This window comes from Amycolatopsis sp. FBCC-B4732 (genome assembly GCF_023008405.1).
Classification (GTDB): Bacteria; Actinomycetota; Actinomycetes; order Mycobacteriales; family Pseudonocardiaceae; genus Amycolatopsis; species Amycolatopsis pretoriensis_A.
Window position 1 is genome coordinate 9617513 of sequence record NZ_CP095376.1, and the last position, 26711, is coordinate 9644223.

23 protein-coding genes are annotated in these 26711 nt (G+C 72.3%); 7 read left to right on the forward strand and 16 right to left on the reverse strand.

Translation table 11 applies throughout. The features are described from left to right. Positions 1-84: 84 nt before the first annotated feature. A complete protein-coding gene (locus tag MUY14_RS43925) occupies positions 85-1305 on the forward strand; it encodes an NADH:flavin oxidoreductase/NADH oxidase family protein (RefSeq protein WP_247018716.1) in 1221 nt (406 codons plus the stop codon). Here MUY14_RS43925 and MUY14_RS43930 read toward each other — a convergent pair. The 5 genes from MUY14_RS43930 to MUY14_RS43950 all read right to left on the reverse strand — a co-directional run bounded on the left by MUY14_RS43930 (position 1277) and on the right by MUY14_RS43950 (position 7603). Then, positions 1277-1894, reverse strand: a complete 618-nt coding sequence (locus MUY14_RS43930) for a Pr6Pr family membrane protein (RefSeq protein WP_247018718.1) — start codon at positions 1892-1894, stop codon at positions 1277-1279. The two genes, MUY14_RS43925 and MUY14_RS43930, sit on opposite strands and share 29 nt — an antisense overlap. 112 nt (positions 1895-2006) lie before the next feature. Beyond that, the gene (locus MUY14_RS43935) at positions 2007-3299 is read right to left on the reverse strand and encodes a S8 family serine peptidase (RefSeq protein ID WP_247018720.1); all 1293 of its coding nucleotides are present in this window, start codon (positions 3297-3299) and stop codon (positions 2007-2009) included. Between the two features lie 137 nt (positions 3300-3436). Next, on the reverse strand, positions 3437-4969 hold the full coding sequence (locus MUY14_RS43940) for an ATP-dependent DNA ligase (protein ID WP_247018722.1): 1533 nt from the start codon (positions 4967-4969) through the stop codon (positions 3437-3439). Positions 4970-5009: 40 nt separating this feature from the next. Continuing rightward, the gene (locus MUY14_RS43945; RefSeq protein WP_247018723.1) at positions 5010-6704 is read right to left on the reverse strand and encodes a PstS family phosphate ABC transporter substrate-binding protein; all 1695 of its coding nucleotides are present in this window, start codon (positions 6702-6704) and stop codon (positions 5010-5012) included. Between the two features lie 35 nt (positions 6705-6739). Further along, the gene (locus MUY14_RS43950) at positions 6740-7603 is read right to left on the reverse strand and encodes a helix-turn-helix domain-containing protein (RefSeq protein WP_247018724.1); all 864 of its coding nucleotides are present in this window, start codon (positions 7601-7603) and stop codon (positions 6740-6742) included. A 100-nt stretch (positions 7604-7703) separates the two neighbouring features. Between MUY14_RS43950 and MUY14_RS43955 the strand changes: the two genes are divergently transcribed. After that, positions 7704-8729, forward strand: coding sequence for an aldo/keto reductase (locus tag MUY14_RS43955; protein ID WP_247018725.1), 1026 nt, complete (start codon positions 7704-7706; stop codon positions 8727-8729). Position 8730: 1 nt separating this feature from the next. On the opposite strand, the gene MUY14_RS43960 is transcribed toward MUY14_RS43955, so the two are convergent. Both MUY14_RS43960 and MUY14_RS43965 read right to left on the reverse strand, forming a co-directional pair. Beyond that, positions 8731-10128: a class II fumarate hydratase gene (locus MUY14_RS43960; RefSeq protein WP_247018726.1), complete on the reverse strand. Its 1398-nt coding sequence runs from the start codon at positions 10126-10128 to the stop codon at positions 8731-8733. A gap of 321 nt (positions 10129-10449) precedes the next feature. Beyond that, positions 10450-11073: a hypothetical protein gene (locus tag MUY14_RS43965; RefSeq protein WP_247018727.1), complete on the reverse strand. Its 624-nt coding sequence runs from the start codon at positions 11071-11073 to the stop codon at positions 10450-10452. A 77-nt stretch (positions 11074-11150) separates the two neighbouring features. On the opposite strand from MUY14_RS43965, the gene MUY14_RS43970 reads away from it, so the two are divergent. Further along, positions 11151-12140 carry an NAD(P)/FAD-dependent oxidoreductase gene (locus MUY14_RS43970; RefSeq protein WP_247018728.1) on the forward strand — a complete coding sequence of 330 codons (990 nt, stop codon included), beginning with the start codon at positions 11151-11153 and terminating at the stop codon, positions 12138-12140. 1 nt (position 12141) lies between these two features. Here the strand turns inward: MUY14_RS43970 and MUY14_RS43975 are convergent, their stop codons facing one another. The 6 genes from MUY14_RS43975 to MUY14_RS44000 form a co-directional block, all read right to left on the reverse strand. Then, on the reverse strand, positions 12142-12891 hold the full coding sequence (locus MUY14_RS43975) for a trypsin-like serine protease (protein WP_247018729.1): 750 nt from the start codon (positions 12889-12891) through the stop codon (positions 12142-12144). A gap of 8 nt (positions 12892-12899) precedes the next feature. Next, positions 12900-13949, reverse strand: coding sequence for a class II fructose-bisphosphatase (gene glpX / locus MUY14_RS43980; RefSeq protein WP_247018730.1), 1050 nt, complete (start codon positions 13947-13949; stop codon positions 12900-12902). 84 nt (positions 13950-14033) lie between these two features. After that, positions 14034-14261 carry an exodeoxyribonuclease VII small subunit gene (locus tag MUY14_RS43985; RefSeq protein WP_247018738.1) on the reverse strand — a complete coding sequence of 76 codons (228 nt, stop codon included), beginning with the start codon at positions 14259-14261 and terminating at the stop codon, positions 14034-14036. Further along, the gene (locus tag MUY14_RS43990) at positions 14258-14656 is read right to left on the reverse strand and encodes a hypothetical protein (protein ID WP_247018740.1); all 399 of its coding nucleotides are present in this window, start codon (positions 14654-14656) and stop codon (positions 14258-14260) included. Before MUY14_RS43990 ends, MUY14_RS43985 begins: the two co-directional genes overlap by 4 nt. Continuing rightward, positions 14653-15888, reverse strand: coding sequence for an exodeoxyribonuclease VII large subunit (gene xseA, locus MUY14_RS43995; RefSeq protein ID WP_247018742.1), 1236 nt, complete (start codon positions 15886-15888; stop codon positions 14653-14655). Before xseA ends, MUY14_RS43990 begins: the two co-directional genes overlap by 4 nt. Then, the gene (locus tag MUY14_RS44000; RefSeq protein WP_247018744.1) at positions 15885-16622 is read right to left on the reverse strand and encodes a lipid droplet-associated protein; all 738 of its coding nucleotides are present in this window, start codon (positions 16620-16622) and stop codon (positions 15885-15887) included. Before MUY14_RS44000 ends, xseA begins: the two co-directional genes overlap by 4 nt. Positions 16623-16773: 151 nt before the next feature. Between MUY14_RS44000 and MUY14_RS44005 the strand changes: the two genes are divergently transcribed. Continuing rightward, on the forward strand, positions 16774-17769 hold the full coding sequence (locus tag MUY14_RS44005; protein WP_247018746.1) for a 4-hydroxy-3-methylbut-2-enyl diphosphate reductase: 996 nt from the start codon (positions 16774-16776) through the stop codon (positions 17767-17769). Between the two features lie 59 nt (positions 17770-17828). Here the strand turns inward: MUY14_RS44005 and MUY14_RS44010 are convergent, their stop codons facing one another. Both MUY14_RS44010 and rmuC read right to left on the reverse strand, forming a co-directional pair. Then, positions 17829-18689: a DUF6542 domain-containing protein gene (locus MUY14_RS44010; protein WP_247018748.1), complete on the reverse strand. Its 861-nt coding sequence runs from the start codon at positions 18687-18689 to the stop codon at positions 17829-17831. Between the two features lie 930 nt (positions 18690-19619). After that, complete coding sequence (gene rmuC, locus MUY14_RS44015) at positions 19620-20534, reverse strand: DNA recombination protein RmuC (RefSeq protein ID WP_247018750.1); 915 nt, start codon at positions 20532-20534, stop codon at positions 19620-19622. 222 nt (positions 20535-20756) lie between these two features. Between rmuC and MUY14_RS44020 the strand changes: the two genes are divergently transcribed. Genes MUY14_RS44020 through MUY14_RS44030 form a run of 3 tightly spaced genes read left to right on the forward strand, consistent with a single transcriptional unit; the run spans position 20757 to position 25069 of the window. Continuing rightward, entirely contained in the window at positions 20757-21908 is a 1152-nt protein-coding gene (locus MUY14_RS44020) for an exonuclease SbcCD subunit D (RefSeq protein ID WP_247018753.1), read from the forward strand. Further along, entirely contained in the window at positions 21905-24856 is a 2952-nt protein-coding gene (locus tag MUY14_RS44025; RefSeq protein WP_247018755.1) for an AAA family ATPase, read from the forward strand. The genes MUY14_RS44020 and MUY14_RS44025 overlap by 4 nt, the downstream gene beginning before the upstream one ends. A gap of 21 nt (positions 24857-24877) precedes the next feature. Next, the gene (locus MUY14_RS44030) at positions 24878-25069 is read left to right on the forward strand and encodes a DUF1737 domain-containing protein (RefSeq protein WP_125312655.1); all 192 of its coding nucleotides are present in this window, start codon (positions 24878-24880) and stop codon (positions 25067-25069) included. A gap of 6 nt (positions 25070-25075) precedes the next feature. On the opposite strand, the gene MUY14_RS44035 is transcribed toward MUY14_RS44030, so the two are convergent. Further along, positions 25076-26659, reverse strand: a complete 1584-nt coding sequence (locus MUY14_RS44035; RefSeq protein ID WP_396126641.1) for a DNA-3-methyladenine glycosylase 2 family protein — start codon at positions 26657-26659, stop codon at positions 25076-25078. Positions 26660-26711: the final 52 nt, after the last annotated feature.

Here is a 26711-nt window from a genome sequence, read left to right on the forward strand (position 1 = left end):
ACGGTCATTCGACGGGTAGATGACATACCGGCGGTATGCTACGGTCGCGTCACCTTACTGCGAGTAAGTTCGAGGAGCGACGCGATGACCGCGACCCGGGAACTCCTGGCGGAGCCGCTGAAACTGCGCTGCGGCGCGGTGCTGCCGAACCGCCTGGTCAAGTCGGCGCTGAGCGAGCAGCTCGGCGACCGCCGCAACGCGCCCACCCGCGAGCTGGCCGAGCTGTACCGCACCTGGGCCCGCGGTGGCGCCGGCGCGCTGATCACCGGGAACGTCATGGTCGACCCGGCCGCCTTGGGCGAGCCGCGCAACGTCGCCGCCGCCGGAGACCCGGACGGCTACCGGCCGTGGGCCCGCTCGGTCGAGGGCACGGACACGCAGCTGTGGGTGCAGTTGAACCACCCGGGCCGGCAGAGCCCGCGCTACCTCTCGCGCGAGCCGGTGGCGCCGTCCGCCGTGCCCTTCGGCAACCGCGGCATCCGTACCGCCTTCGCTGCTCCGCGCGCGTTGTCCGGCGAAGAGATCGAAGCGATCATCGAACGCTTCGCCGTCGCGGCGCGCACGTTCGCCGAAGCGGGCTTCGCAGGCGTTCAGATCCACGGCGCCCACGGCTACCTCGTGTCCCAGTTCCTGTCCCCGCTGACGAACCTGCGCACGGACGAGTGGGGCGGCGACGCGGTCCGCCGCCGCCGCTTCCTGCTGGAAGTCGTGCGGCGCGTGCGGGCAGCCGTCGGTGACGACGTCCCGGTGTCGGTGAAGCTCAACAGCGCGGACTTCCAGCGCGGCGGCTTCACCGAGGAGGAATCGCTCGAAGTCGTGCGTGAGCTCGGGGAAACCGGGCTGGACCTGCTCGAGGTATCGGGCGGCACGTACGAAAAGGCCGCGATGATGGGCTCCGGCCGGGCCAGTTCGCAGGCGCGCGAAGCGTACTTCCTGGACTACGCGGCGAAAGCACGTTCGGTGTCCGACGTCGCCCTGATGGTCACCGGCGGGTTCGCGACGCCGGGCGGGATGAGCGAGGCGCTGCGCTCGGGCGCGCTGGACGTCATCGGGCTCGGCCGGCCGCTGATCGTCGACCCCGGGCTGCCCGCGCGGCTGCTCGACGGCGAGGACGCCCGCGCGGAGCGGCGGTGCCCCAAGACCGGCGTCCGGCTGGCCGACAGCCTCCTCGAGATCCAGTGGCACACCCGGCAGATGCACCGGATCGCGGCGGGCAAGCCGGTCGACCGGCGCGGCGCGCTGCCGACTCTGGTCCAGGCCGGGCTGACCGACGGGCTCAACGCGTTCCGTCGGGTGCGAGGCTGAGCCGGCGGTCGTAGTAGCGCGCGCCAGCGGCGAGCGCGGTGAAGAACAGGCCGATGAAGACGCAGTTGAGCGCCACCTGGCCGTAGCCGAGTGCGCCGGCGTCGACGAACGGGTACGGGTAGAAGCCGGTGATCGCGCCGCGCGGCAGGGTGAACGCGAGCCAGGCCAGCGGGTAGAGCAGCGACCACCAGACCGCGCGCCAGGTCAGGACGCCGCGCGGGGCCGCGAGGAGCCAGCCGAGCACGAACAGGATCGGCGTCACCTTGTGCAGCATGGTGTCGGCGAAGAAGGCCAGGCCGTCCAGCTCGTACAGCCCGGCGAGGGCGACCTGGTAGACGATGCCGGTCACGATGATGCCGACCAGGGCGTCGAGCCACAGCACGGTGAACAGGCGCCCGCGGGCCCGGCCCAGCGCGACCAGCGCCGAGGTGAGCGCGACCAGCAGGTTCGAGTCGATGGTGAAGAAGCAGAGCAGGTTCGCGACCCGGCCGTCCCCGGACGCGGTGGACACCACCTGGCTGACGAGCCCGGTCAGCGCGACCACGGCGGTGACCGCGAACCAGGCGCGGGTGAGCTTCTCGCTGCGCATTTCGGGAGCTTAGCTCCACAGTGGACTCCTCGATCGGGATGACTCGATCGAGGCGCGTCGGGTTGCCGGGGTGATCGTGCCGCTCTGTTCGCCGAGCGGCACGATCACGAGGTCAGCGGAGTGCTTTCACCAGGGCCGGCACGAAGACCGACGCGTCGACGGTGCCCCAGCCGCTGGCGATGTCGAAGCCCTTCGCCGCGGTGAAGCCGACGACGCCGTCCTGGCTGTTGTCGCCTTCGGTGACGTCGACGATGCCCGCCTTCGCACCCGCCGGGCCCAGCTTCGTGTACAGCGCCGGGTTGATCTGGCCGAGCTTGCCGTGCTTGGCCTGCACCGCGAGCGCGAGGACGCCGGCGAACAGCGGCGCGGACTGCGACGTCCCGTAGACGCCTTCCATGCTGATGTCCGGGAACGAGCGCATCTTGCTGCCGGTGATCTTCTTGACGCCGTCCTGCCAGTTCGGCCGCGCGTAGGCCTTCGACAGCCCGGCGCCTTCGGAGAAGCCGTTGTCGGCGACGTTCACCACGTCGTCGGCCTTGGTGCGGGTGCCGTTCGCGTCGAGGTGCAGCTGCGTGCCGCCGAGCGTCGTGACGCGCGGGTCGGACGCCGGCCAGCTCGCGACGCGGTACGGGTAGTTGCCCGGGCCGTAGAGGTAGCCGCCGGTCGGGCCGTCGTCGCCGGAGGAGGCGACCATCGTGATGCCCGCCTTGCTCGCGCGGTCCAGCGCCGGGTCGAGCGTCTTGATCGAGTCGAACGACGGGAAGTTCTCTTCGGTCGTCCCGAAGCTCATCGAGATCACGTCGACGAGCTTGTGCTCGGTCATGTAGTCGACCGCGTGCATCATCTCGGGCAGGCCGGTGAAGCCCTGCGTCTCGGCGACCGGCGTCGCCGCGACGACGATCTTCGCGTTCGGCGCCATGGCGTGCATCATCGTGACGTCGAGGTCGGTCTCGCCGCCCCAGCCCTGGCAGGTGGCGGTGTCGACACCCGGGTCGGTGCACGCGGGCACGGCGCCGGACGGCTCGATCACCTCGACGTTCGCCGGCGGCAGGCCGTGGTTCTTCGAGTAGGTGTCGAGCACCTCCTTCACCTTGTCGTCCCCGAAGGACACCAGTGTCGCCACGGTGCTGCCCGCGCCGGTGATGCCGGCGTTCCACAGCTTCGTCGCGTTGTACGCGGTGCTCTCCTTCGGCAGCGCCGCCATCGCCGCCTCGAGCTTCGCGACGCGCTTCTGCACGGTGTCGGCGCCGACGAACGACCGCGCGGCCGCCGAGAAGTGGTGCTTCGACGGCTGGTGCCCGGCGTCCGGCGTGCTCGGCACGGGCGTGGCGAGAGCCGGTGCCGCGAACGCGGTCACGAGCAGGGTCGTGCTCGCGAGCAAGCCGGACACAGCGCGCAATCTCATGCTTTTCTCCCGTGGCTGAAGGAAACTCCGTCAGCCACTCTGGCCAGAACCGGGAGGGGGCAACATCGACTTTCGTCTTTCCTTTTACGAGGAAAGCACCCCGAAGACGCGCGATGTCGTGATCGAGACTTTCGTAGTCAGCTCCCTTCCGACCGGTCGCCGTGCAGGAGGCCGCGGACCGTGTCGATCGTGTCCGCGTCGGCCGGGTCCTTGTCCGGGCGGTAGCGGACCACCCGGGCGAACCGCAGCGCGAGGCCGCCCGGGTAGCGCGTCGACACCTGGGCGCTGTCCAGCTCGATCTCCACCACCACCTCGGGCCGCACGTACACCGTCCAGTCGTCGCGGTGGGTCTCGATCTCCTGGAACCTCGTCGTCTGCCACGCGAGGATCTCGTCGGTCATGCCCTTGAACGTCTTGCCCACCATGATCGGCGGGCCGCCGTCCGGGTCGCGGGCGCCCAGGTGGAGGTTGGACAGCTTGCCCGTGCGCCGGCCGTGCCCCCACTCCGCCGCGAGCACCACCAGGTCGATCGTGTGCACCGGCTTGACCTTCAGCCACGCCCGCCCGCGCCGCCCGGCCGCGTACGGCGACGCCAGGTCCTTGACCATCACCCCTTCGTGCCCGGCCGCCATCGCCGCCTCCAGCACGGCATCCGCCCCCGCCACGCCCACCTCGCCGGGGATCACGTGCGCCCCGGCGACCTTGCGCAGCGCCGCGTTGCGCTCGGACAGCGGCGCGTCCAGCAGGTCGACGCCGTCGAGGTGCAGGCAGTCGAAGAAGTACGGCCGCAGCAGCAGCGCCTTGACCTGTTCCTCGCGCGTGCTGCCGAACCGGCTCATCGTGTCCTGGAACGGCCGCGGCCGCCCCGCGTCGGTCAGGGCGAGCGTTTCGCCGTCCAGGACCACCGATTCGCACGGCAGCGCCCGCACGAGCTCGACCAGCTCCTGCACGCTGGAGGTGATCTCGCGCAGCGTCCTCGTCCAGACGTGCACCTCGTCGCCGTGGCGGTGCACCTGGATCCGCGCACCGTCCATCTTGTACTCGACGATCGCCTCGGCGTGCTCGGCGACGGCCTCCTCCAGCGACTCCGCGGGTGAGGCCAGCATCGGCTTGACCGGCGTGCCCAGCGTCAGCCGGAACTCCGCCAGCGCGGCCTGCCCGCCGGTCATCGCCGCGACCCCGGTGGTGCCCAGCTTCCCGGACAGCATGAAGGCCCGCCGCACGTCCTCGGCCGGCACCTCGGCCGCGGCCGCGACGGCGTCGACCATCACGCCTTCCAGCGCGCCCTGCCGCAGCTCGCCGGTGACCAGCCGGAACAGGAACTGCTGCTCCTCCTCGGTGAGCCGGACGAACAGCGCCCGCAGCACGTCCTGCCGCCGCGTCGACGAGCCCGTGCCCGCCGCGACGCCCGCGGCCTCCGTCAAGGCCGCGTCCACCTCCAGCACCGTGATCGCGGGCTCCGACGCGGGCGACGCGCCGAGCCCGGCCAGGGTGCGCCAGCCCGCACCCAGCCGGTCCTGCGCCGTCTGCCCGGTCAGGTACGCGATCACCGTGGCCAGCTCGGGGAACTCGGCGGCACGCAGCAGCGCGGCCAGGACGGCGATCTTCGCCTTCCTGGACCTCGTCGCCGCCAGCTCGGCGGACGCCCGGACTATCTCGCTCAGCAACACCCGGACATCATGACCCGCACCACCGACAATTTCAGTCCGGTCAGATGTCTCCCCTGGTGCAGAGGGGGTCGAGCAGGCCGTCCCTGGTCACGCAGGGGGTGTACCCGGCGTCCTGCAGCTCGGCGCGGGCGGTCGCGCTCGCCAGGTAGTCGAGGAACCGCTTCAGCACGCTCTCGCCGTCCGGTACGCCCTTCGTGTAGAGGTACTCGACGGTCCAGAAGCGGTAGCCGGCACCGATCGTCGTGGTGTCCGGGTAGTGGCCGTCGAGCTGCACGATCGTCACCTGCTGGTCGCGGGCGGCCGCGGTTTTGGCCGCCGGGACGTCGGCGTAGCCGATCGCGCCCGGCACGTTCGCGACCTCGGTCAGCACCTCGGCCGTCGTACCGCGCTCGCAGCGGGTGGTCGCCGCGGCCGGGTCGCGCTCCGGCTTGCGGCACGAGTCCGACGTCAGCCGGTCCTCGGCCCCGCCGAGCACCTTCTGCTCGAACGTCTTGCGTGTGCCGGACTCCTGTCCGCGCCCGACGATCCCGATCGGCACCGACGGCCCCGGCCGCAGCTGGTCCCAGTTCCGCACGCGGCCGCTGAAGACGTCCTCGACCTGCTGGGTCGTCAGCTTGTCGACGCCGGCGGCGCGGTTGACGACCAGGCTGTAGACGACCACCGCGACGGCCTTCGCCTCGAGGTCGGGTCCGGCTTCCCCGGACCGGCCGTCCGACAGCACCGCCAGCCCGTTCTTGCCCGCCGTGTCGACCGGGGCGAGCGCGCGGACCCCGGTGACGCTGCCGGTCGCGCGGGTCGTGATCGCGGCGCCGTCGCACTGGCCGTGGTACTCGGCGGCGATGCGGTCGATGATCGGGACGAACGCGCTCGACCCCTCGACCGACAGCTTCCCGGTGGCGCACTGCGCGGAGACGGCCGGTCGCGACCAGGACACGAGCAGCGTGGCCAGCAGGGCACCGGTGAGCAGCACCCCGACCGCGGTCGTGATGACCGGCCAGCCGAACCGGCGCTGCTTGCGGTCGTCCTTGATCCGGCCGGCGGCGAGCCGCGCGTGGTGCTCGATCTCCTTGCTGATCTCGCCGTCGTGCCCGGCCGATTCGCGCAGGACGACGACGAGCTTGAACTTCTCCTTGCGCTTCAGGGAAAGCCGCGCCAGCCGCACGCCGTGCCACTCGGGCGCCTCGGGCGGGGGCTCGGCGGCGGTCAGCCCGGCGAACCGCTTCGGCAGCCAGGCGCGCACGCGGGACAGCTGGACGGCTTCGACCGGCCGTTGCGGGCTCTCGCGCGTGAAGAACTCGAGGCCGTCGCGGACGTGCTGGCGCAGGCCGTCGTCGGTGGCGTCGGACACCCGCGCGTCCCAGACGATCCGGCTGCCGAAGGTGAACGACAGCGGGATTTCGAAGTCGCCGGGCGCGATGTCGAACCCGCCGGTGTTGTGGATCCGGATGACGACGATGCTCATCCGCTCGAGCAGCCGCCCGACCTGTTCGAGCTGCGGGGCCGCCTGCGCCGAGCCGTTCTCGCCGTCGTGCAGGTCGATCGGGGACAGCCCGATCTTGGAGTTGTAGAGCACGCGGAACGTCAGCCGGCGCCGCCGGATGAAGTAGCGGTCGATGAACGGCGCGGCGATCGCGACCAGCGCGGCGATGCCGAGGACGAGGCTGCCGGAGTCGGAGCTCAGTATCTCGGCGAGGGACTGCATGGTCGCGCCGACACCCACCGTGCTGCTCCCCACCCCCGGCTCCCCAGGACAAGGAGCCTAGGCAGGGCTCACCCGGCGTGGGGCTGCGACGACCGAGTGTTCACCGGCCGTTCATCGGCGGCGATCCAGCTGGCCAGCAGGCCGAGCGCGCGTTCGGTCTCCGACCCCGGTTCGGCGTGGTAGACGACCAGGCCCTGGTCGGGGTCCTGGGGCAGCCGCAGCGTCTCGTAGCGCAGCCGCAGCTCGCCGACGACGGGGTTCATCAGCACCTTCCACCCCTGCGCCTTCTCCTGCACGGCGTGCTCGGCCCACAGCTTCCGGAACTGCTCGCTGGCCAGCGAAAGCTCGCCGATCAGCTGGGCGAACCGCGGGTCGCCGGGGTGCCGGCCGCTCTCCGCGCGCAGGTTCGCGACGAGCTCGCGGCAGACGGCGTCGTACTCCGGGTGCAGCTGCTTCGCGCGTTCGTCGGTGAAGACGAGCTTCGGCATGTTGCGCTCGTCGAGGTCGGCGAAGGCGAACGCGACCGCGCCGCCGAGGGCGTTCCAGGCGAGCACGTCCAGGTACCGCCCGAAGACGAACGCCGGCGTCCCGATGGCGTCGAGCAGCTGCTGCAGCTCGGGCCGGACCCGCTGCGGCGCGCGCTCGTCCCGGCGCTTCGGCGCGGCGAGGTTGCGCAGGTAGGCCTCCTCGCCGGGGTTGAGCCGCAGCGCGCGGGCCAGCGCGTCGAGGACGGCGTCCGAGACGTTCTTCGCGCGCCCCTGCTCCAGCCGCGTGTAGTAGTCGACGCTGATGCCGGACAGCTGCGCCAGCTCTTCGCGGCGCAGGCCCTTGACCCGCCGCTGCGTGATCCCGGGCGGCAGGCCCAGGTCGGCGGGGTCCAGTGCGGCGCGGCGCGCCTTCAGGAAGGCGCCGAGCTCGGCTGCGTCACTCATGCCCTCCAGTATCCCCGGCTCACGGCCGCCCGCCTGGTACTGCCGGACCCAGGTTGCGCGTGACCTGGTCCGGCGTCCCCGCCGGCCGCAGGGTGGTGGCATGGAACGACGAATTCTGGGCGGCACGGGGATTTCGGTCAGCGAGTACGCGTTCGGCGCGATGATGCTCGGGCAGTGGGGCAACCCGGACCACGAAGAGGGGGTCCGGATGCTGCACACGGCGCTCGACGCCGGGGTCAACTTCTGGGACACCGCGGACATGTACAGCCACGGCGAGAACGAGCGGATCGTGGGGAAGGCGCTGAAGGGCCGCCGCGACGACGTCGTGCTGGCCACCAAGGGCTTCTTCCGGATGGGCGATGACCCGAACCAGGGCGGGCTGTCCCGGCGCTGGCTCACCCGCGCGCTGGACGACAGCCTGCGGCGGCTCGACACCGACTACGTCGACCTCTACCAGGTGCACCGGCCGGATCCTGCGACCGACATCGAGGAAACGCTTTCGGTGCTCACGGACTTCGTGCGGGCGGGGAAGGTACGCGCGATCGGGTCGTCGGACTTCCCGGCCGAGCAGATCGTGGAAGCCCAGTGGGTGGCGGAAAAGCGGGGCCTGGCGCGGTTCCGCGCCGAGCAGCCGCCGTACTCGATCTTCAACCGGGCGATCGAGGCCGCCGTGCTGCCGACCGCGCGGAAGTACGGCATGGGCGTGCTGACGTGGAGCCCGCTGGCGAGCGGCTGGCTGTCGGGCAAGTACCTGAAACCGTCCGATGTGGACCTTTCCGAAGGCCGCCGGACGTTGCAGATTCACAAGTTCGACCCGGCGCTGCCGGAGAACGCCGTCAAGTTCGAGGCGATCGCGCAGCTCAAGAAGATCGCCGACGACCTCGGCCGGCCGCTCACGCACCTGGCGACGGCGTTCGTCCGCGCCCACCCGGACGTGACGTCGGCGATCATCGGCCCGCGCACGCCCGCCCAGCTCGACGACCTGCTCGCAGGCGCGGACCTGGTGCTGGACGGCGACGTGCTGGACCGGATCGACGAGATCGTCCCGCCGGGCACGGACCTGAACCCGGCGGAGAAGGACTACACCCCGCCGTCGCTGGCGGACAAGACCCTGCGCCGTCGGTGAGCTACTTGCCGCCGCGGGCCATGCGGAGGACGTCGAGCGCTTCGTCGAGCTGGGCTTCGGTGAGCTTGCCGTCCTGCACGTACCCGCGCTCGATGACGACCTCGCGGATCGTCTTCAGCTCCTTCAACGCCTGCTTCGCGACCGCGGCGGCTTCTTCGTAGCCGATGTACTTGTTCAGCGGCGTCACGATCGACGGCGAACCTTCGGCGTAGGTACGGGCGCGGTCGACGTTGGCCTTGACGCCGTCGAAGACCTTGTCCGCCAGCAGCCGCGAGACGGCCGCGAGCAGGCGCGCCGATTCGAGGACGTTGCGGGCGATCACCGGCAGGTTGACGTTCAGCTGGAAGTTGCCCGCGGCGCCCGCGAACGCGACGGCCGCGTCGTTGCCGATCACCTGCGCGACGACCTGCAGCGTCGCCTCCGGGATCACCGGGTTCACCTTGCCCGGCATGATCGACGAGCCCGGCTGCAGGTCGGGCAGCGCCAGCTCGGCGAGGCCGGTGCGGGGGCCGGAACCCAGCCAGCGCAGGTCGTTCGCGATCTTGTTGAGCGACACGGCGACCGTGCGCAGGTGCCCGGACGTCTCGACGACGCTGTCCTGCGTCGCCTGCGCCTCGAAGTGGTCGCGGGCCTCGGTCAGCGGCAGGCCGGTCACGGTCGCGAGTTCGGCGGCCACGCTGGAGCCGAAGCCCTCGGGCGCGTTGAGGCCCGACCCGACGGCCGTGCCCCCGATCGGCAGCTCGCCGAGGCGCGGCAGGCCGGACTTCAGCCGTTCGACGCCGAAGCGGACCTGCGAAGCCCAGGCGCCGGCTTCCTGGCCGAGCGTGATCGGGACGGCGTCCATCAGGTGCGTGCGCCCGGACTTCACGACGTCGGCCCACTCGGCGGCGCGGACCTCGATGGCACCGGCGAGGTATTCGAGCGCCGGGACGACGTCCTTGAGCACGGCTTCGGTGGCAGCGACGTGAATGGTCGTCGGGAAGGTGTCGTTCGAGGACTGCGACGCGTTGACGTGGTCGTTCGGGTGCACGTCCCGGCCGAGGGCCCGGCTGGCGAGCGTGGCGATGACCTCGTTGGCGTTCATGTTCGACGAGGTACCGGACCCGGTCTGGAAGACGTCGATCGGGAAGTGCGCGTCGTGCAGCCCTTCGGCGACCTCGTCGGCGGCCTCGGCGATGGCCTCCGCGACATCGGCGTCGAGCACACCGAGCTTGAGGTTCACGCGCGCGGCGGCGGCCTTGAGCAGGCCGAGCGCACGGATCTGAGCCCGCTCCAGCCCCCGGCCGGAGATGGGGAAGTTCTCGACGGCCCGCTGGGTCTGCGCGCGGTAGAGCGCGTCGGCAGGCACGCGGACCTCACCCATGGTGTCGTGTTCGATCCGGTATTCCTGATCAGCCATGACACCGATTCTGGACCTGTTCGGGAGTTACCGCGTGGTGGCGTTGCGCACCCTGCGACGGCGTGGGTGGTTTCCAGGGATCGCTGCACCACCTGAGTGGTCAGGAGTCGCAACGCACGACCACACGCAACCGTGACCGGATTCCGGAAGGCATGAGCCGGGATCGGTCTCTGCGTGGCAAGGCCCCGAACCTCTGACCGGGCCGTCTGCCTTGCGCTGGGGGGTCAGGCCGCCGGGTTGTCCACAACCGCGCGAGGCTGTGGATCGTCGGCCGAGCCGTCTCGTCCGGAACGGGCGAAAGGCAGGGACGAGACCAAGCCGTCAGCGCGTGGTGGCGTTGCGCACCCTGCGCCGCTCACCGACCGTCGCCGTCACGGCCACCGAACCGATGAGGCCGCCTGCGCCCAGGCACGCGAAGACCAGCGGCACCGCCGGGTCCTCCTTTCCCGCCAGCTGGGTCGCGACGAGCCCGCCGGGGTCTTCGACGACCGGTACCCGGCTGCCGACCTCCAGGCGGGTGTCGACGCCCGGGTCGAGTGAGCCGGTGCTGCCGTCCGGGTTCCGCAGGTCGTACGTGTAGTCGATGCCGGCCTTGAGGCGGTGCGGGGTCTCCGCCGCCACCACGGCGTCGACCGGCCGGCCCCGGGCGAGCAGGATCTCGTCGCCCGTCGCCGCCCAGCCGCCGAAGAACGCGGAGTACGCCGGCAGCAGGCCGAGCAGCACGAGCAACGCGCCCGTCCGGGCCAGCCAGCGGCCGAGCACCAGCAGGAGCACGAAGGACCCGGCCACGAAGAACACGAGACCGTCCGCTTCGGCCGACGGCAGCGAGAGCCAGACCGCGAGTACGAACCAGCCGAGCAGCACGACGGCCGCGGCCAACCCGCTCAGCAGCGTCCGCCGCACGCCCCAGGGTGGCCGCCGGTCGTCCGGACGACGGTGTCGCACCACGTCGAGTGAACTCCGATCCGGCTAGGATCGGGTGTGTTCTCGATCACCGCCATCCACCACTGGCTGGAGCGAGCATGACTGAAGTCCCTGGGGACTCCTACGACCTCGTGATCATCGGCGCGGGCCCGACCGGCCTGTTCGCCGCCTACTACGCCGGGTTCCGCGGCCTCTCCATGGCGGTGGTCGATTCGCTGCCCGAGCCCGGCGGCCAGGTCACCGCGATGTACCCCGAGAAGATGATCTACGACGTCGGCGGGTTCGCCGAGGTCCGCGGCCGCGATCTGGTCGAGGGCCTGGTCAAGCAGGCCGCGCCGTTCAAGCCGAAGTACCTGCTGGGGCGCAAGGCCGAGAAGCTCGAGACCGTCGGGGACGAGGTCGAACTGACCCTCGACGGCGGCGAGACCCTCAAGGCCGGCGCCGTCCTCATCACCGCGGGCATCGGCGAGTTCACCCCGCGCCCGCTGCCCGCCGGCGACGGCTGGCTCGGGCGCGGCATGGTCCACTTCGTCCCGGCGCTGCAAGCGCACGCCGGGCAGCACGTCGTGGTCGTCGGCGGCGGGGACTCCGCGTTCGACTGGATCCTCGCGCTGCACCCGGTCGCGGCGAGTGTGACGCTCGTGCACCGCCGCGCCAAGTTCCGCGCCGCCGAGTCCATCGTCCGGCAGGCGCGCGAGCTCGGGACCCGGATCATCACCGACGCCGAGGTCACGCGGTTCGTCGAGAACGCCGACGGCGCGCTCGAAGCCGTCGACATCGCGGTCAAGGGCGCCGAAGAAGAGCGGCTGCCGGCCAACGCCGTCGTCGCGGCGCTCGGGTTCACCGCCGACCTCGGGCCGATCGAGAGCTGGGGGCTGGAGATCGACCACCGCGCCATCGCCGTCGACTCGACGATGGCGACCGCGCGCGAACGCGTCTACGCGGCCGGCGACGTCGCCGCGTACCCGGGGAAGGTCAAGCTGATCGCGACCGGCTTCGGCGAGGCCGCGACGGCCGTCAACAACATCGCCGTCGCGCTCGACCCGGACGCCCACCTGTTCCCCGGGCATTCGAGCAACGCCGAGTAGTTCAGGACTTCGTCTTCTCCGCGATCCACGGCGCGTACGCGACCACCGACGTGTAGATCGACGGCGCCGTCGCGCATTCCGGGTCGTTGTTGCCCGGGCGGCTCGTGACGCCCACGAGCGACCAGTGGTCGCCGTCGCGCACGATTTCCGGGCCGCCGGAGTCGCCGAAGCACGCGCCGGACTTGCCGCCGGGGTTGTCCGTGCACAGCTCGGCCGTGCCGTCGAACACCGACGTGCACTTCGCGCCCTCGACGATGTGCGTGTCGAGCTGCTGCAGCGTCTTCGGGATCTGGCCGCAGTTCAGCTTCGGGCACGTCTGGCCCCAGCCGAGGAGCCGGGTCGCCGTGCCCGGTGCCGCCGCCGTCGCGAGCCCGACCGGCGCCGCCTGCACCGGAGCCGCCAGCCGCAGCAGCGCGATGTCGCCCGCCGGGCTCTGGGTGTTGAAGGCCGGGTTGACGACGATGCCGGCGAGCTTGGCGACCTCGCCGCCTTCGCCGGAGTCGTTCGTCCCCACCCGCACCGACACCCCGGCCGGGGACTTGTCGAACGCGCAGTGCGCCGCGGTGACCACCCAGGTGGGGGCGATCAGCGCGCCGGCGCAGAACAGCCTGCCGCTCGAGGAGTGCAGCGACGCCGCGAACGGGTACGGCTCGTCGGCGTCGCCGCCCCCGACGATGCCGGGTTCGGCCGACGCGGTGGCGGGGACCAGGGCGAACACCAGAACCAGCAGGACCAGCAGTCGCCTGGGCACGGATCTCCTTACGGCAGCGGGGGCACGACGTCGTCGTCGGGCGCGTCCAGCTGGCCGTCGAAGTTGACCGAGGAGTACGCCCGGAGCTTGGTGAGCCGGTGGTAACCGTCGATCATTCTGACGGTCCCGGACTTGGACCGCATCACGATGGACTGCGTCGTCGCGCCGCCCTCGCGGTAGTGGACGCCGCGCAGCAGGTCGCCGTCGGTGACGCCGGTGGCGCAGAAGAAGACGTTGTCGCCGGTCACGAGGTCGTCGTTCAGCAGCACGCGGTCGAGGTCGTGCCCGGCGGCGATGGCCTTCTCGCGCTCGGCGTCGTCCTTCGGCCACAGCCGGCCCTGCAGCTCGCCGCCGAGGCACTTCATCGCGCAGGCGGCGATGATGCCCTCGGGGGTGCCGCCGATGCCGACCAGCATGTCGACGCCGGTGGTCGGGCGGGCCGCGGCGATCGCGCCCGCGACGTCGCCGTCGGAGATGAACCGGATCCGCGCACCCGCGTCGCGGATCTCCTTGATGAGCTGCTCGTGGCGCGGGCGGTCGAGGACGCACACGGTGACGTCGCCGACGCTGCTGTTCTTCGCCTTGGCCACGCGGCGGATGTTCTCCGCGATCGGCGCGCCGAGCTCGACCTTGCCCGCCGCCTCCGGCCCGACGGCCAGCTTCTCCATGTAGAACACCGCGGACGGGTCGAACATCGCGCCGCGCTCGGCGACCGCGAGGACCGCGAGCGCGTTCGGCATGCCCTTGGCCATCAGCGTGGTGCCGTCGACCGGGTCCACCGCGACGTCGCAGTCCGGCCCGTCGCCGTTGCCGACCTCTTCGCCGTTGAACAGCATCGGGGCTTCGTCCTTCTCGCCCTCGCCGATCACGACGACACCGCGCATCGACACCGTCGACACCAGCTGGCGCATCGCGTCGACGGCCGCGCCGTCCCCGCCGATCTTGTCGCCGCGGCCGACCCAGCGACCGGCGGCCATGGCGGCGGCTTCGGTCACCCGGACCAGCTCCATCGCGAGGTTGCGGTCGGGTGCTTCACGACGACGCGGCTCGGTGGACATCAGGCCTCCCGGATCGTGGAACTGGCGGGTGCTAAGTCTGTCAGATCCCTGTCCGGTTTCCCGATGCCGAAGACATGGCAAACGTCACTGACCGTCGCCGGTTTCGTCCTCGACGGACGCCAGAGCAGCTTCGACGCGCTCGCGCGCGCCTTCGAGATGGCGCTCACAGACCTTCGCGAGCTTCTCGCCCTTCTCCCACAACGCGAGCGACTGCTCGAGGGACAGGCCACCGGCTTCGAGCTCGCGGACGACCTCGACGAGGCGGTCGCGGGCCTGCTCGTAGCCGAGTTCCTCGCTGGCTGCTTCACTCACGCTCGGTGCTCTCCGACCTTCCGGGCTTCCACGCTGTTCGCGCACACTACCGCGCTGGCCATGGCGTGGTCGTACCCGACGAACGCCAGCGCGAACTCCTGGCCGTCACCGTCCGCGATCGCCTCTTCGAGGTTCTCCTGCGCGCCGGCCACCCGCCGCCGGTGCCCGGCACCCTCGGCGAACCACCAGCGCGAGCCGACCTGCATCGACGTCGCCTCGGACAGCCGGCGCAGCTGCGGGCCCAGGTCGCGGCGGCCGGCGCTGTGGCAGCCGGCGAGCAACGCCGTCCAGCACTCGGCGGCGGCCCGGTCGGTGCGCTCCGCCTGGTCCAGCAGCGGCCGCGCGCCCAGGCGCCGGGCCGCGTCCACCGTGAGCGGGAGGAACGTCGCTCTCACTCCTGTGCCCCTTCCGCCACCGCGCCGATCGCGCCGTCACCCACGCGCACGCGCAGCTGGGCACCGGCCTCGACCTCGGAGACGGAGCGGAGTACCTGGAGGTTGCCTTCGGCGTCGATGAACTGCACGACCGCGTACCCGCGGGCCAGCGTCGCGGCCGGGCCGAGCGCGGTGAGCCGGGCCCGCGCGCTGGCGATCTCGGCCTGGTCCTTGGCGAGCAAGGTCAGCATGGCTCGGCGCGCGCGCTCGCGGTGGACGTCGACGTCGTCCTGGCGCCGTTGGATCGGTCCGAGGGGATCGGCCAGCGCCGGACGGCTGCGGATCTGGTTCAGCAGCCGCGCCTGGGTGTCGACCCAGCCGTGCAGGGCGCGGCGCCCGCGGTCGCGCATCTGCCGGACGCGTTCGGTCTCCTCGCGCAGGTCCGGGACGATCCGCTTGCCCGCGTCGGTCGGCGTCGAACAGCGCAGGTCGGCGACGTAGTCGAGCAGCGGCGTGTCCGGCTCGTGCCCGATCGCGCTGACGACCGGCGTACCGGTGGCCGACACCGCGCGGCAGAGCGCTTCGTCGGAGAACGGCAGCAGGTCCTCGACGCTGCCGCCGCCGCGGGCGATGACGATCACGTCGATCTCGGGGTCGGCGTCCAGCATCTTCAGCGCGCGCATGACCTGCGGCACCGCCTGTGAGCCCTGGACGGCGGTGTTGAACACCTTGATCCGCACGTGCGGCCACCGCCCCTGCGCGTTGGCCAGGACGTCCCGCTCGGCCGCCGACGCGCGGCCGGTGATCAGCCCGACGCCCTTCGGCAGGAACGGGATCGGCCGCTTGCGCTGGGCCGAGAACAGGCCCTCGGCGGTCAGCAGCTTCTTGAGGCGTTCGATCCGGGCCAGCAGCTCACCGATGCCGACCGCGCGGATCTGGTCGGCGCGCAGGCTGATGGTGCCGCGGCCGAAGAAGAACGACGGCTTCGCGTGCACCACCACGCTCGCGCCTTCGCGCAGCGGCGGCTCCATCTCGCGGATCAGCCAGTTCGGGCAGGTCACCGACATCGAGACGTCCGCCGACGGGTCGCGCAGGGTGAGGAACGCCGTCTGCGTGTTCGGGCGGGAGCTGACCTGCGTGACCTGGCCTTCGACCCAGACGGCGCCGAGGCGGTGGATCCAGTCGCCGATCTTGCGCGCGACCGTGCGCACCGGCCACGGCTTCTCGGCGGTGCTCGCTTCGGTTTCGGTCACTGGCCTTCCGCGTCGTCGCCGGTTTCTTCGGGCGGCTCGGTCCCGGCTCGTTCGGCCTTGCGCGCGTTGGCGATCCGGCGGGACAGCATCCCGGTGAACGACGAGCGGTCGGCGTGCGCGCGCTCGTAGTCGAGGATGGTTTCGAGCTGCGGGATCGACAGCTGGCGCAACCGGGCCCGCAGCTGCGGGAGGGTGAGCTGGTCGTAGCCGGTCAGCCCGGCCGGACCCTCGTACCCGCCGGCGCTGGTCCGCGGGACCTCGCTCTTGGCCTTCTTGTCGATCTTGGGCGTGCCGGGCTGCGGTTTGTTGTCCTCCGGGGCGTCGTTCTCGCCGTCGGCGTGGTCCTCGGCGAGCGCGCGCTCCTCGTCGGCCCACGGATCACCCAGTTCCGCTTCGAGGTCGGAAAGTGACCCAGGGTGACCGTTGAGTTCCGAACGGGGCTCAGGAACGTCGGCGACGGGTGTCAGGTTCGGCCGCTGGGGCGTGACGTCGAGGTCCTCGTCGAACGTCGCCCAGCTCGGCGTGTCCTCGACCGGGCGAAGACTCGAGAGCGCGTTGTCGCCCTTGATCGCCAGCTCGGTGACGTGCTGCTGGACCCGCATGGAGGCCTGCAGCACCTGGCTGACCACGGTCACCGGGAGGCCGGCGAGCTGGCGGGGGAGGTCACGAACCCGCTCGGCGGTGGAGACGGCGAGGCCCGCGGCGACCCGGAGGGGGAGCGGGAATGGCTTCATGCGTCTAGCCTGCCCCATGTCCGCCATCCTGCCCAACCGAACGGGTGGGTTCGGGCGCGTTGCGTGACCCCGGGCACAGCACCGAAGGGGGACGAAGCTCACCCGAAAGGGACTTCGAGTTCGGCTCGGGGCTGCCCGTACCCTGGGTGCCATGAGTTCAGCGAGTCCCGGAATCGAGCCCGCGGGTACCCCGACGATCACCGGAACCGCCTCCGGCAAGCGGGTGCTGCTCGCCAAACCGCGTGGTTACTGCGCCGGCGTCGACCGGGCGGTGATCGCCGTCGAGAAGGCCCTCGAGGTCTACGGCGCCCCGGTGTACGTGCGCAAGGAGATCGTGCACAACAAGCACGTCGTCGAGACGCTGCGCGAGCGCGGCGCGATCTTCGTCGACGAGACGTCCGAGGTGCCCGAAGGCGCGCTCGTGGTGTTCTCCGCCCACGGCGTCTCGCCGATGGTGCACCAGGAGGCCGCGGACCGGAAGCTGCGCACGATCGACGCGACCTGCCCCCTCGTCACGAAGGTGCACAAGGAGGTCAACCGGTTCGCGAACGACGACTACGACATCCTGCTGATCGGCCACGAAGGCCACGAAGAGGTCGAGGGCACGGCCGGCGAGGCGCCGGACAAGGTCCAGCTGGTCGACAAGGCCGAGGACGTCGACAAGGTCGAGGTGCGCGACCCGTCGAAGGTGATCTGGCTGTCCCAGACGACGCTGTCGGTCGACGAGACGATGGAGCGCGTCGACCAGCTCCGCGAGCGCTTCCCGGGTCTGGCGGACCCGCCGAGCGACGACATCTGCTACGCGACGACGAACCGCCAGGTCGCGGTCAAGGCCATGGCCGCCGAGTGCGACCTGGTGCTGGTGGTCGGGTCGACGAACTCGTCCAACTCGAAGCGCCTGGTCGAGGTGGCGCTGAAGGCGGGGGCGCGGGCTTCGTACCTGGTCGACTTCGCGCACGAGGTCGACGAGGCGTGGCTGTCCGGGGTGACGACGGTCGGCGTCACGTCGGGTGCGTCGGTGCCGGATGAGCTGGTCATGCAGCTGCTGGACTGGCTGGCCGAGCGCGGCTACGGCGACGTCAACGAGGTCACGACGGCGAACGAGAAGATCACCTTCGCGCCGCCCAAGGAACTGCGCAAGGTCTGAGGTTCCTCCGCGAACCGGCGGTCATCTCCTGGCTGGAGGTGACCGCCGTTCTCGTTGCTTCAGCGCTCTTCGTCGTCCCAGGGACGGTTCCGCCGAGGCGGCGCACCCCGCCCACCGGACGGACGTCGAGGCGGCGGAGCATCCCGGCCGTCTTCGGGCGGCCGCGGACGGCGTCGCGGAGCATCACCGCGAGGCTCACGCCGCCGCGGGTCGGCGTCGTCCGGACGCGGCCGCCGGTTCGCGGGCGGCGGCTTCCGGGCGCCCCGGGTGTTCGGGTCACCGGCGGGCGGACGCGGCGTCCGGCGTTCGCCTTCCGCAGGGGGACGCGGACGTCGAGGCGGTTCCCCGTCCCGGCCACGTCGCGGCGGCACGGGCGTCTGACCGGTCCGGTTCGCCGGCCGCGGCCGGCTCGGCCGGGGCTGCTCGTCGTCGTCCTCGACGGCCTTGGCCTTCTTCGGGGCGTCCGGGTCGCGCTCGCGGAAGATGCGGACGAAGCCGATCAGCAGCGTGATGCCGGTGGTGATGGCCATCATGGGGAAGCTGTTGATCAGCGGGCTGCCGATGTTGAGGGCCTTCGCCAGCATGTCGTCGCCCTGCGACCCCGAGGTCAGCAGGATGACGCCGGGCACGGTGACGGCCAGCACGAGCGGCGGCATCACCATCGGCCCGAACAGCCCCCGCCGCCGCACCGCGCAGACCGCGATCACGGCCCCGGCGATGTAGCAGACGACGAAGACCACCGGAATGTTCGCCTGACTCGGCTTGCCGAGGAGGGCGCCCACGACCGCCAGGACGAGGCCGACCAGGACCGCCGCCCACCAGGGCAGTCCGCGCCTCGAACCGACGACAGGACGCTCATCCCACGGAACAGGGACGTCGTCGGCATCTGGATCGCTCTGGCGATCGCGAATCGCGGTCACAGGGCAACACCGTATCTCGTGGTTGTGAAGATCTTGCCAGCACCGCCGCCGACGTGGGGCTAAAGCCACCCGGCGGCCTGACCCGGAGGCCAGGTCGAAGCGGACGGTGACGGTGCTGGGGACCTTCGCCACGAGTGCTCAGGCGAGGGGTGCGGAGGTGCGCGGTTCGGCTTCGAGCGACTTGCGCAGGGCTCGTTCGGCGGCGGATCGTGCCTGGTCACGTCGGCTGCGGGCATGCTCGCGGTACGGCGCCGGTCCTCGTGGCTACCTGCGCGGGCTTAGCCGCCGCTGGAGGTGGCTTGCGCCGCTGATCGCGTCGCCCGCGCGGCTGCTCGCCGTGCGCGTGGCCACGTGATCGAGGGCTCGTGCCGCCGCTCGCCTGGCTCGGCATGCGCTCGGGTCGCCCCGGGCCGCCGGTGGCTCATGCGCCGCCGGCCGCAGGCTCGCCGGCCGAGGCGGCCTGCGCCACCGATCGCGCCCGGCCTGCGCTGGTGCTCGTAACCGGCCTCGCCGCAAGAGCGCGCCCGGCCTGCGCCGCTGCTCGCCATCGGCCTGCGCCGCCGATCGCACCTGGCCTGCGCCGCCGATCGCAACCGGCCTCGCCGCAAGGCCGCGACCGGTCTCGCCGCAGGAGCCCGGAGTGCCGCTGCCGTCCGGCTTGGCCGCGCAGCCGCCTGTAGAAGCCGCCGCAGGAGCGCCCGGAGTGCCGCTGTCGCCTGCCTGGCCGCGGAGCCCGGAGTGCCGCTGCCGTCCGGCTTGGCCGCGCAGCCGCCTGTAGAAGCCGCCGCAGGAGCGCCCGGCGTCCCGCTGCCGCCTGCCTGGCCGGAGCCCGGAGTGCCGTTGCCGTCCGGCCTGGCCGCGTAGCCGCCTGTGGAAGCCGCCCCAGGTGCCGTGCCGCTGCCGCCCGGTCGCCGCCGGGGTGCGGGTCGTTCAGCTTGCCGCCAGTTCGTCTCCCTTCCGCACCGTCGGGACCGGCGCCGGACTACCCGACGCGTCCGTCAACGGGGCCACCGTCGCCCGGAACGTCTCCAGCGCCTCCAGTTCCCGCCGCCGGGCCGACAGGAACCGCTGCAGGTGCGTGCTCGACAGGTTCAGCGCCTCCACCGCGCCACCGGCCGCCCGGTGGGCCGCCGCGGCTCCCGCGCGGACCTGCTCGACGTCCGCCTCCAGGGTCCGGTCGCTCGCCGCGAACAGGGCCGCCGAAGCCAGGACCCCGAAGCCCGTCGGGCCGCACAGGAACACCCGGCGGTCGATCAGCCACCTCAGCAGCTCCGGGTCCGTGTCCATCGCCGCGACCACCGCCGCGTCCGAGGGGACGAACATGATCGTGCCGTAGATCGCGTCCGCCCAGCGCTGGTAACCCTTGCCCGCCAGCTCGGCCGCGCGTGAACGGATCTGACGGACGTGCGCGCGCAACGCGTCGATCCGCTCGTCCGGGTCGTCGGTCTCGATCGCCTCCGACCACGTCGCCATGCTCGCCTTCGCGTCGACGGGCACCGTGCGGCCGCCGCCCACGCTCAGCACCATGTCCGGTTTCGCCGCGCCGCCGCCCGCCAGGTCGGTCTGCAGCGTGAAGTGGAGGTCCTCGCGCAGCCCGAGCGCGCGCGCCGTCTCGACCAGCACCTGCTCGCCCAGCTCGCCGCGCCCGCTGATCGACGCGAACGCCACCTCGTAGCGCCGCAGCGCCAGCTGCTGCTGATCCGCCTTCGCGCGCTCGGCCGCGACCAGCCGGGCCGCCGCGTCCGCCCGGCGCATCCCGTCGTTGTACAGCCGCCACAGCACCGCGACGGCGACGAGCAGCAGGACCGCCAGCACGATCGCCGCGGTGGTCAGCACTGTCGCCACTTCGTCTCCTCCCTCCGGCCGGAATCGGACCGCGGGGACATCATGGCGGACCCCACCGACAAAATCCGCACCCGGACCGTCGCTCTGGGTAGCTGACCTGCGAACACTTCGATTCCCCGCAGGGCGTGTCCGAACCGGCACTCTCGTGTTAGTACACACGTTCGAGTGAGCGGGCGGCGAGCCTCCGGGTTTTCGTCGGACCCGGGTCGTACCTTGGCTTCCGTGAGATTCCTGCACACCTCCGACTGGCACATCGGCCGCACGTTCCACGGCGCCGATCTGCTCGCGGAACAGGAAGCGGTGCTCGGGCACCTCGCCGACCTCGTGGCCGGCGAGGCGATCGACGCCGTCTTGGTGGCAGGTGACGTCTACGACCGCGCGGTGCCCTCCGCCGAGGCGGTCCGGGTGGCCACCGCGGCCGTCGCCCGGATCCGCGCGGCCGGCGCCCAGCTGATCGTCACGCCCGGAAACCACGACTCCGCGCCCCGGCTCGGCGCCTTCGCGGAGTTCGCCGCGGCGGGCGGCCTGCACCTGCGCACCACCGTCGGCGGGCTGGCCGAACCGGTGCTGCTCGACGACGACCACGGGCCGGTCGCCGTCTACGGCATCCCTTACCTGGAACCGGAACCGGCGCGCCACGCGCTGGGCGTGCCGGAGGCGCGCGGCCACACCGGCGTGCTCACCGAGGCCATGCGCCGGATCCGCGCGGACCTCGCCACCCGGCCGGGCGCGCGGTCGGTCGTGCTCGCGCACGCGTTCGTCACCGGCGGCGAACCGACCGAGTCCGAGCGGACGATCGCGGTCGGCGGCGTCGAGCAGGTGCCCGGCTCGGTCTTCGACGGCGTCGACTACGTGGCCCTCGGCCACCTCCACGGCCCGCAGACGCTCGCCGAGCACCTCCGCTACTCCGGCAGCCCGCTGGCGTACTCGTTTTCCGAAGCGCGCCAACGGAAATCGGTCTGGCTGGTCGACGTGGACGCCGATGGTCTCGGTGAGGTGCGCCGGCACGAGCTGCCGGTGCCCCGGGCGCTCGCCACGATCAGCGGCGAGATCGAGGACCTCCTGCACGACCCGGCGCACGAGGTCCACCTCGGCCACTTCCTCTCGGTCACGGTCACCGACCGGGTCCGCCCGGTGGACGCGATGCGGCGCCTGCGCGAGCGGTTCCCGTACGCGGTGCACCTGGAGTGGGAGCCCGCGGGCGGCCACGACGGCGCCCCGCTGCGCTATTCCGAAGCCGTCCGCGGCCGGTCCGACATCGAGATCTCGCGCAGCTTCCTCGACGACTGCCGCGGCGCCCCGCCGACCGAGAGCGAAGAGCAGCTCCTCTTCAAGGCACTGGAAGCGGCCGACCGGGGGGCCCTCGCGAAATGAGGCTGCACAGGCTGGAGGTCGAAGCCTTCGGGCCGTACTGCGCACGCGAAGTGGTCGACTTCGACGTGCTCGGCGCCGACGGTCTCTTTCTCCTGCACGGCGAAACCGGGGCGGGCAAGACGACGCTGCTCGACGCGATCGCGTTCGCGTTGTTCGGCGTGGTCCCCGGCGCCCGCAACGAAGCCAAGCGGCTGCGCTGCGACCTCGCCGACTCCGACCAGGTCACCGAGGTCGCGCTGGAGCTCACCGTGCAGGGGCACCGGCTGAAGATCGTGCGCAACCCGGAGTACCAGCGGCCGAAGCGGCGCGGCGAGGGCACGACCACCCAGCAGGCCCGGGTGTCGCTGAGCTGGATCGGCACCGCGCCCGCCGGCCTGGCCCCCGAGGGCCTGATCCGGATCGAGGAGGTCGCGCGCACCGTCGAGCGGCTGCTCGGGATGACCGCGGCGCAGTTCTTCCAGGTGGTGCTGTTGCCGCAGGGCGAGTTCGCCCGGTTCCTACGGTCGGACACCGCCGAGCGCGAGAAGCTCCTCGAGCGGCTCTTCGGCACCGAGCGCTTCGCCGACGTCGAACACTGGTTCGCCGACCTGCGGGCCGACCGCGGCCGCGAGCTGGAAAAGCGGCAGCAGGACGTGCGGGAGCTGTTGGCCCGATACGCGCAGGAGGCCCAGCAGGATCCACCGGAGACCGACGTCGCCGAGTGGGTCGCCGACGTGCTCGCCGCCTCGGGCGAACGCGTCGGGCAGGTCACGGCCGAGGAGGAACGCGCGCGGGCGGCCGCCCAGCGCGCGGACGTCTACCTGCAGGAAGAGCGCGCGGGCGCGGAGAAGATCCGGCGCGTCCGCACCGCGCACCTGCGGCTCCTGGAGATCACCGAGCAGGCGCCGCAGCGGGCCGAGTGGGCGCAGGAGGTCGCGGCCGCGCGGCGGGCGGCCGGGGTCGCCGTCGAAGCCGATCTGCTGGACCGCCGGGCCGCCGAACTCGCCGAAGCCGAGCAGGCGGAGAAGGCGTGCGGTGGGCACCTGCGGGAGTTCGGCACCCGCGCGACCGGTGACCTGAAAGCGCGGGCGGCCACCGCGCGGGAAGAGGCCGGCGCGGTCGCCGAGCTGGTCGCCGAAGCCGAGCAGCAGCAGATCGACGTGATGCGGCGCGACGACCGGAAGCTGGCCGCCGTCACGGCCCGGCAGCAGGCCGAGCAGCTGACCGCCGAGCTGGCCGCGATCCCCGGCCAGCTGGCCAAGCTGCGGGCGGACGCCCTCGAAGCGGCCGAGGCGGAAGCCAAGCTCGACGGGGCCCGCGCCAAGGTCGAGGAGCTGGCGGCCGCGGCGCGTGACGCGGCCGAGCTGCCCGAGGCGCAAGCGAAAGTCGGGCGCGGCGAGGCGAAGCTGCGCGAGGTGATCGACACGCACCAAGCGGCGCGGCAGCGGCGGCTCGACCTGCGCGAGCGGCGGCTCGACGGGATGGCGGCCGAGCTGGCCGCCGCGTTGCCGGAGGGGGCGCCGTGCCCGGTGTGCGGGTCGGCCGAGCACCCGTCGCCGGCGAACCGGGACGCCGAGCTGGTCGACCCGGCCGAGGAACGGGGCGCCGAAGAAGCCGAGCAGGCGGCGGACGCGATACGGCAGCGGGTCGTGGTCGCGCTCGAAGAGGCGAAGGCGCGGCTGGCCGGCTTGCTCGAACGGCTGGCCGGGCGCACGGCGGAGTCGATCGCCGCCGAGCTGGCGGAAGCCCGGTCGACGGTCGCGGTGCTGACGCAGCAAGCGGCCGGTAAGGCGAAGCTGGGGCAGCAGGTCGTCCTCTTGCAACGAGACCTCGATGCGCGCACCGAGCGCCGCCGTCAGGCCGAGCAGGCGGCGACCGAGGCGACGACCGACGTCCGGGCCCTCGAAGAACGGCTGGCCGAGCGTGAACGGCGGCTGGTCGCCGGACGCGGCGAGTTCGCGGACGTCGCGGCCCGGCGCGGGCACCTGATCGGCCTGGCGGAGGCTCTCGAGGCGGTCACAGAGGCCCGGACGGCGGTCACCGGCGCCCGGGAACGGGTGGCCGAGCAACGCACGCTGGTCGAAGCGGCGGTCACGGCGAAGGGGTTCACGTCGCTGAAGAAAGCGCGGGCCGCGATGCTGCCGGACGAGCAGATCGAGAAGCTCGAACAGGGCATCGCGGAGGCCGAGGCGACCGCGGCCGGGGCACGGGCGCTGCTGTCCGAGCCGGACCTGTTCGGGATCTCGCCGGACGACGTCGCGGACGTCGACCGCGCGGCCGACGCGGCCGAACTGGCGCGGGCGCGGGCCGACTCGGCGTACGCGGCGCTGCGGGTGGCCGCCGCGCAGCACGAGGAGCTGACGAGGCTGGCCGGCCTGCTGCGGAAGGCGCTCGCCGGGCTGGCGCCGGCCGAAGCGGCGTACGCCGAACTGCGGGCGCTGGCGGAGGTCGTCAACGGGCGCGGTCAGAACAGCCGGAAGATGTCGCTGCGGTCGTACGTGCTGGCGGCGCGGCTGGAAGAGGTGGCGGTCGCGGCCACGCACCGGCTGCGCACCATGAGCCAGGGGCGCTACTCGTTCGTGCACTCGGACGCGGCCGGCGCGCGCGGCACCCGCGGCGGGCTCGGCATCGACGTGCTGGACGACTACTCGGGCACCATCCGCCCGGCGAAGACGCTGTCCGGTGGCGAATCCTTCCTCGCGTCGCTGGCCCTCGCGCTGGGGTTGGCCGACGTCGTCGCGGGGGAGACCGGCGGCGCGCTGCTGGACACGCTGTTCGTCGACGAGGGTTTCGGCACCCTGGACGCCGAAACGCTCGACGTCGTGATGAACATCCTCGACGAGCTCCGCGCCGGCGGCCGGGTGGTTGGGCTCGTGTCGCACGTCGAGGAGCTGCGGCAGCGCATCCCGACGCGGCTGCGGGTCCGCAAGTCCCGCACGGGCTCGACATTGGAGGTGCGCGCCGGCTGATCGCTCGGACAAGATGAAGCCATGACGGACCAGCCGCCGAACGGCCTGCCCCGCTACCGCCTGCTCACCGGCCCCGACGACGCGAAGTTCTGCCACCGCGTCAGCGAGGCACTGGAGCTCGGCTACCGCCTGCACGGCTCACCGGCCGCGACGTTCGACGGCGATCAGGTGATCGTGGCCCAGGCCCTGTTGTGGCAGGGCGAGCAGGGCTGACGCGGCTCAGCCGGCGGCTCGCTGGAGGTACCTGCCGGCGTAGGAGCACCACGGGGTCCACCGGCGCGCATGCTCCGGCAACGACTCCGGAGAGATGCCCAGTGCTTCGGCGCCGTGCCGGACCGCGGCGTCCTCGACGAGCAGGACGTCCGGGGCGCCGAGGACGCGCATCAGCACGTAGTCGGCGGTCGACGCGTCGATGCCGGGGCACGCCAGCAGCTCCGCCCGCAGGTCGGCGGCATCCCGGCCGACGTGCACGTCGAGCCGCCCCTCGGCCAGCGCGACCGCGACGGGGTGGCCGGTGGCCGCCAGCTGGGCCGTGGCTGGGAAAAGCCGCGTGACGCCCCACTCGCCGGGGATCTCCTCGCCGAGGCCGCGGAGGGGGCTAGGCGAACGGGCCGAGTCGAACGCCCTGAGCGGGCCGGGCGTTCCGGGCGAGCTGAGCTGGCCGAGCGACCCGAGCGAGTTGAGCACCCTAGGCGAGCTGAGCGGATCGGGCGCTCCGGGCGAGTTGAGCACCCCGGGTGAGCTGAGCGGACCGAGCGCCCCGGGTGCCCTGAGCGGACCGGGCACCTCGTCGCCGAGCAGGGTGCGGAGCAGCAGTTCCTCGCCGTCTACCGTGCCGGGCACCCGGATTCCCGGCGCCGCCGCCACCAGCGGGGCCAGCGCCGGGTCGGCGCCGAGCACACGCGTGACCGCCGCCGGGTCGGCGTCGAGGTCGAGCAGGCGGCGGACCCGGCTGACCGCGCTGCCGAGGTCGCGCAGGTCGGTGAGCACCAGCTCGCAGCGAACGTGGTCCGGTCGCGGCGTCAGCCGGACGACGCCGGTGCCGTGGGCGAGCCGCAGCGACCGGGCGTAGGACTCCGAAGTGACGACCTCGACCCCCGGCAACGCGTGGTCGGCGAAGAACCGAAGCAGCCCCAGAGCGTCGAACGGTGGCCGGAACGGCAGGCGCAGGCTGAGGCGCGTCCCGCTCACGTCGCCGTGGCGCCCCCGTCGTGAAGCCGCGAAGGCGCGAAGCTGCGAAGGCGTTGTCGCGAACACTTCGCGGATCGTCTCGTTGAACTGCCGCACACTCGAGAACCCCGCCGCGAACGCGACGTCGGTCAGCGGCAGCTCGGACAGCTCGATGAGCAGCCGGGCCGAGTGGGCGCGGTGCGCCCGGGCCAGGGCGAGCGGGCCCGCGCCGAGTTCGGCGGTGAGGACCCGGCCGAGCTGGCGTTCCGAATAGCCGAGCCGGCGTGCGAGGCCGGGGACGCCTTCGCGCTCCACAGTCCCGTCCGAGATCAGGCGCATCGCCCGCGCCGCGAGGTCGGCGCGGACGTTCCAGTCGGGCGAGCCGGGCACGGCGTCGGGCAGGCAGCGGCGGCAGGCGCGGAAGCCGTTGGCCTGCGCGGCCGCCGACGTCGGGAAGAAGCGGACGTTCTGCGCTTTCGGCGTCGACGCCGGGCACGACGGGCGGCAGTAGATGCCGGTGGTGCGGACGGCCATGATGAACTGGCCGTCGAAGCGCGAGTCGCGGGCGGTGACCACGCGGTAGCAGCGTTCGACGTCGCGCCAGAGCGCCGGCGCTTCGGTTGTCGTGACCATGGATTCGAGCATGCCAGCAGGTCAGCGCCGTGGCTGGCGGAAATCCGACGCG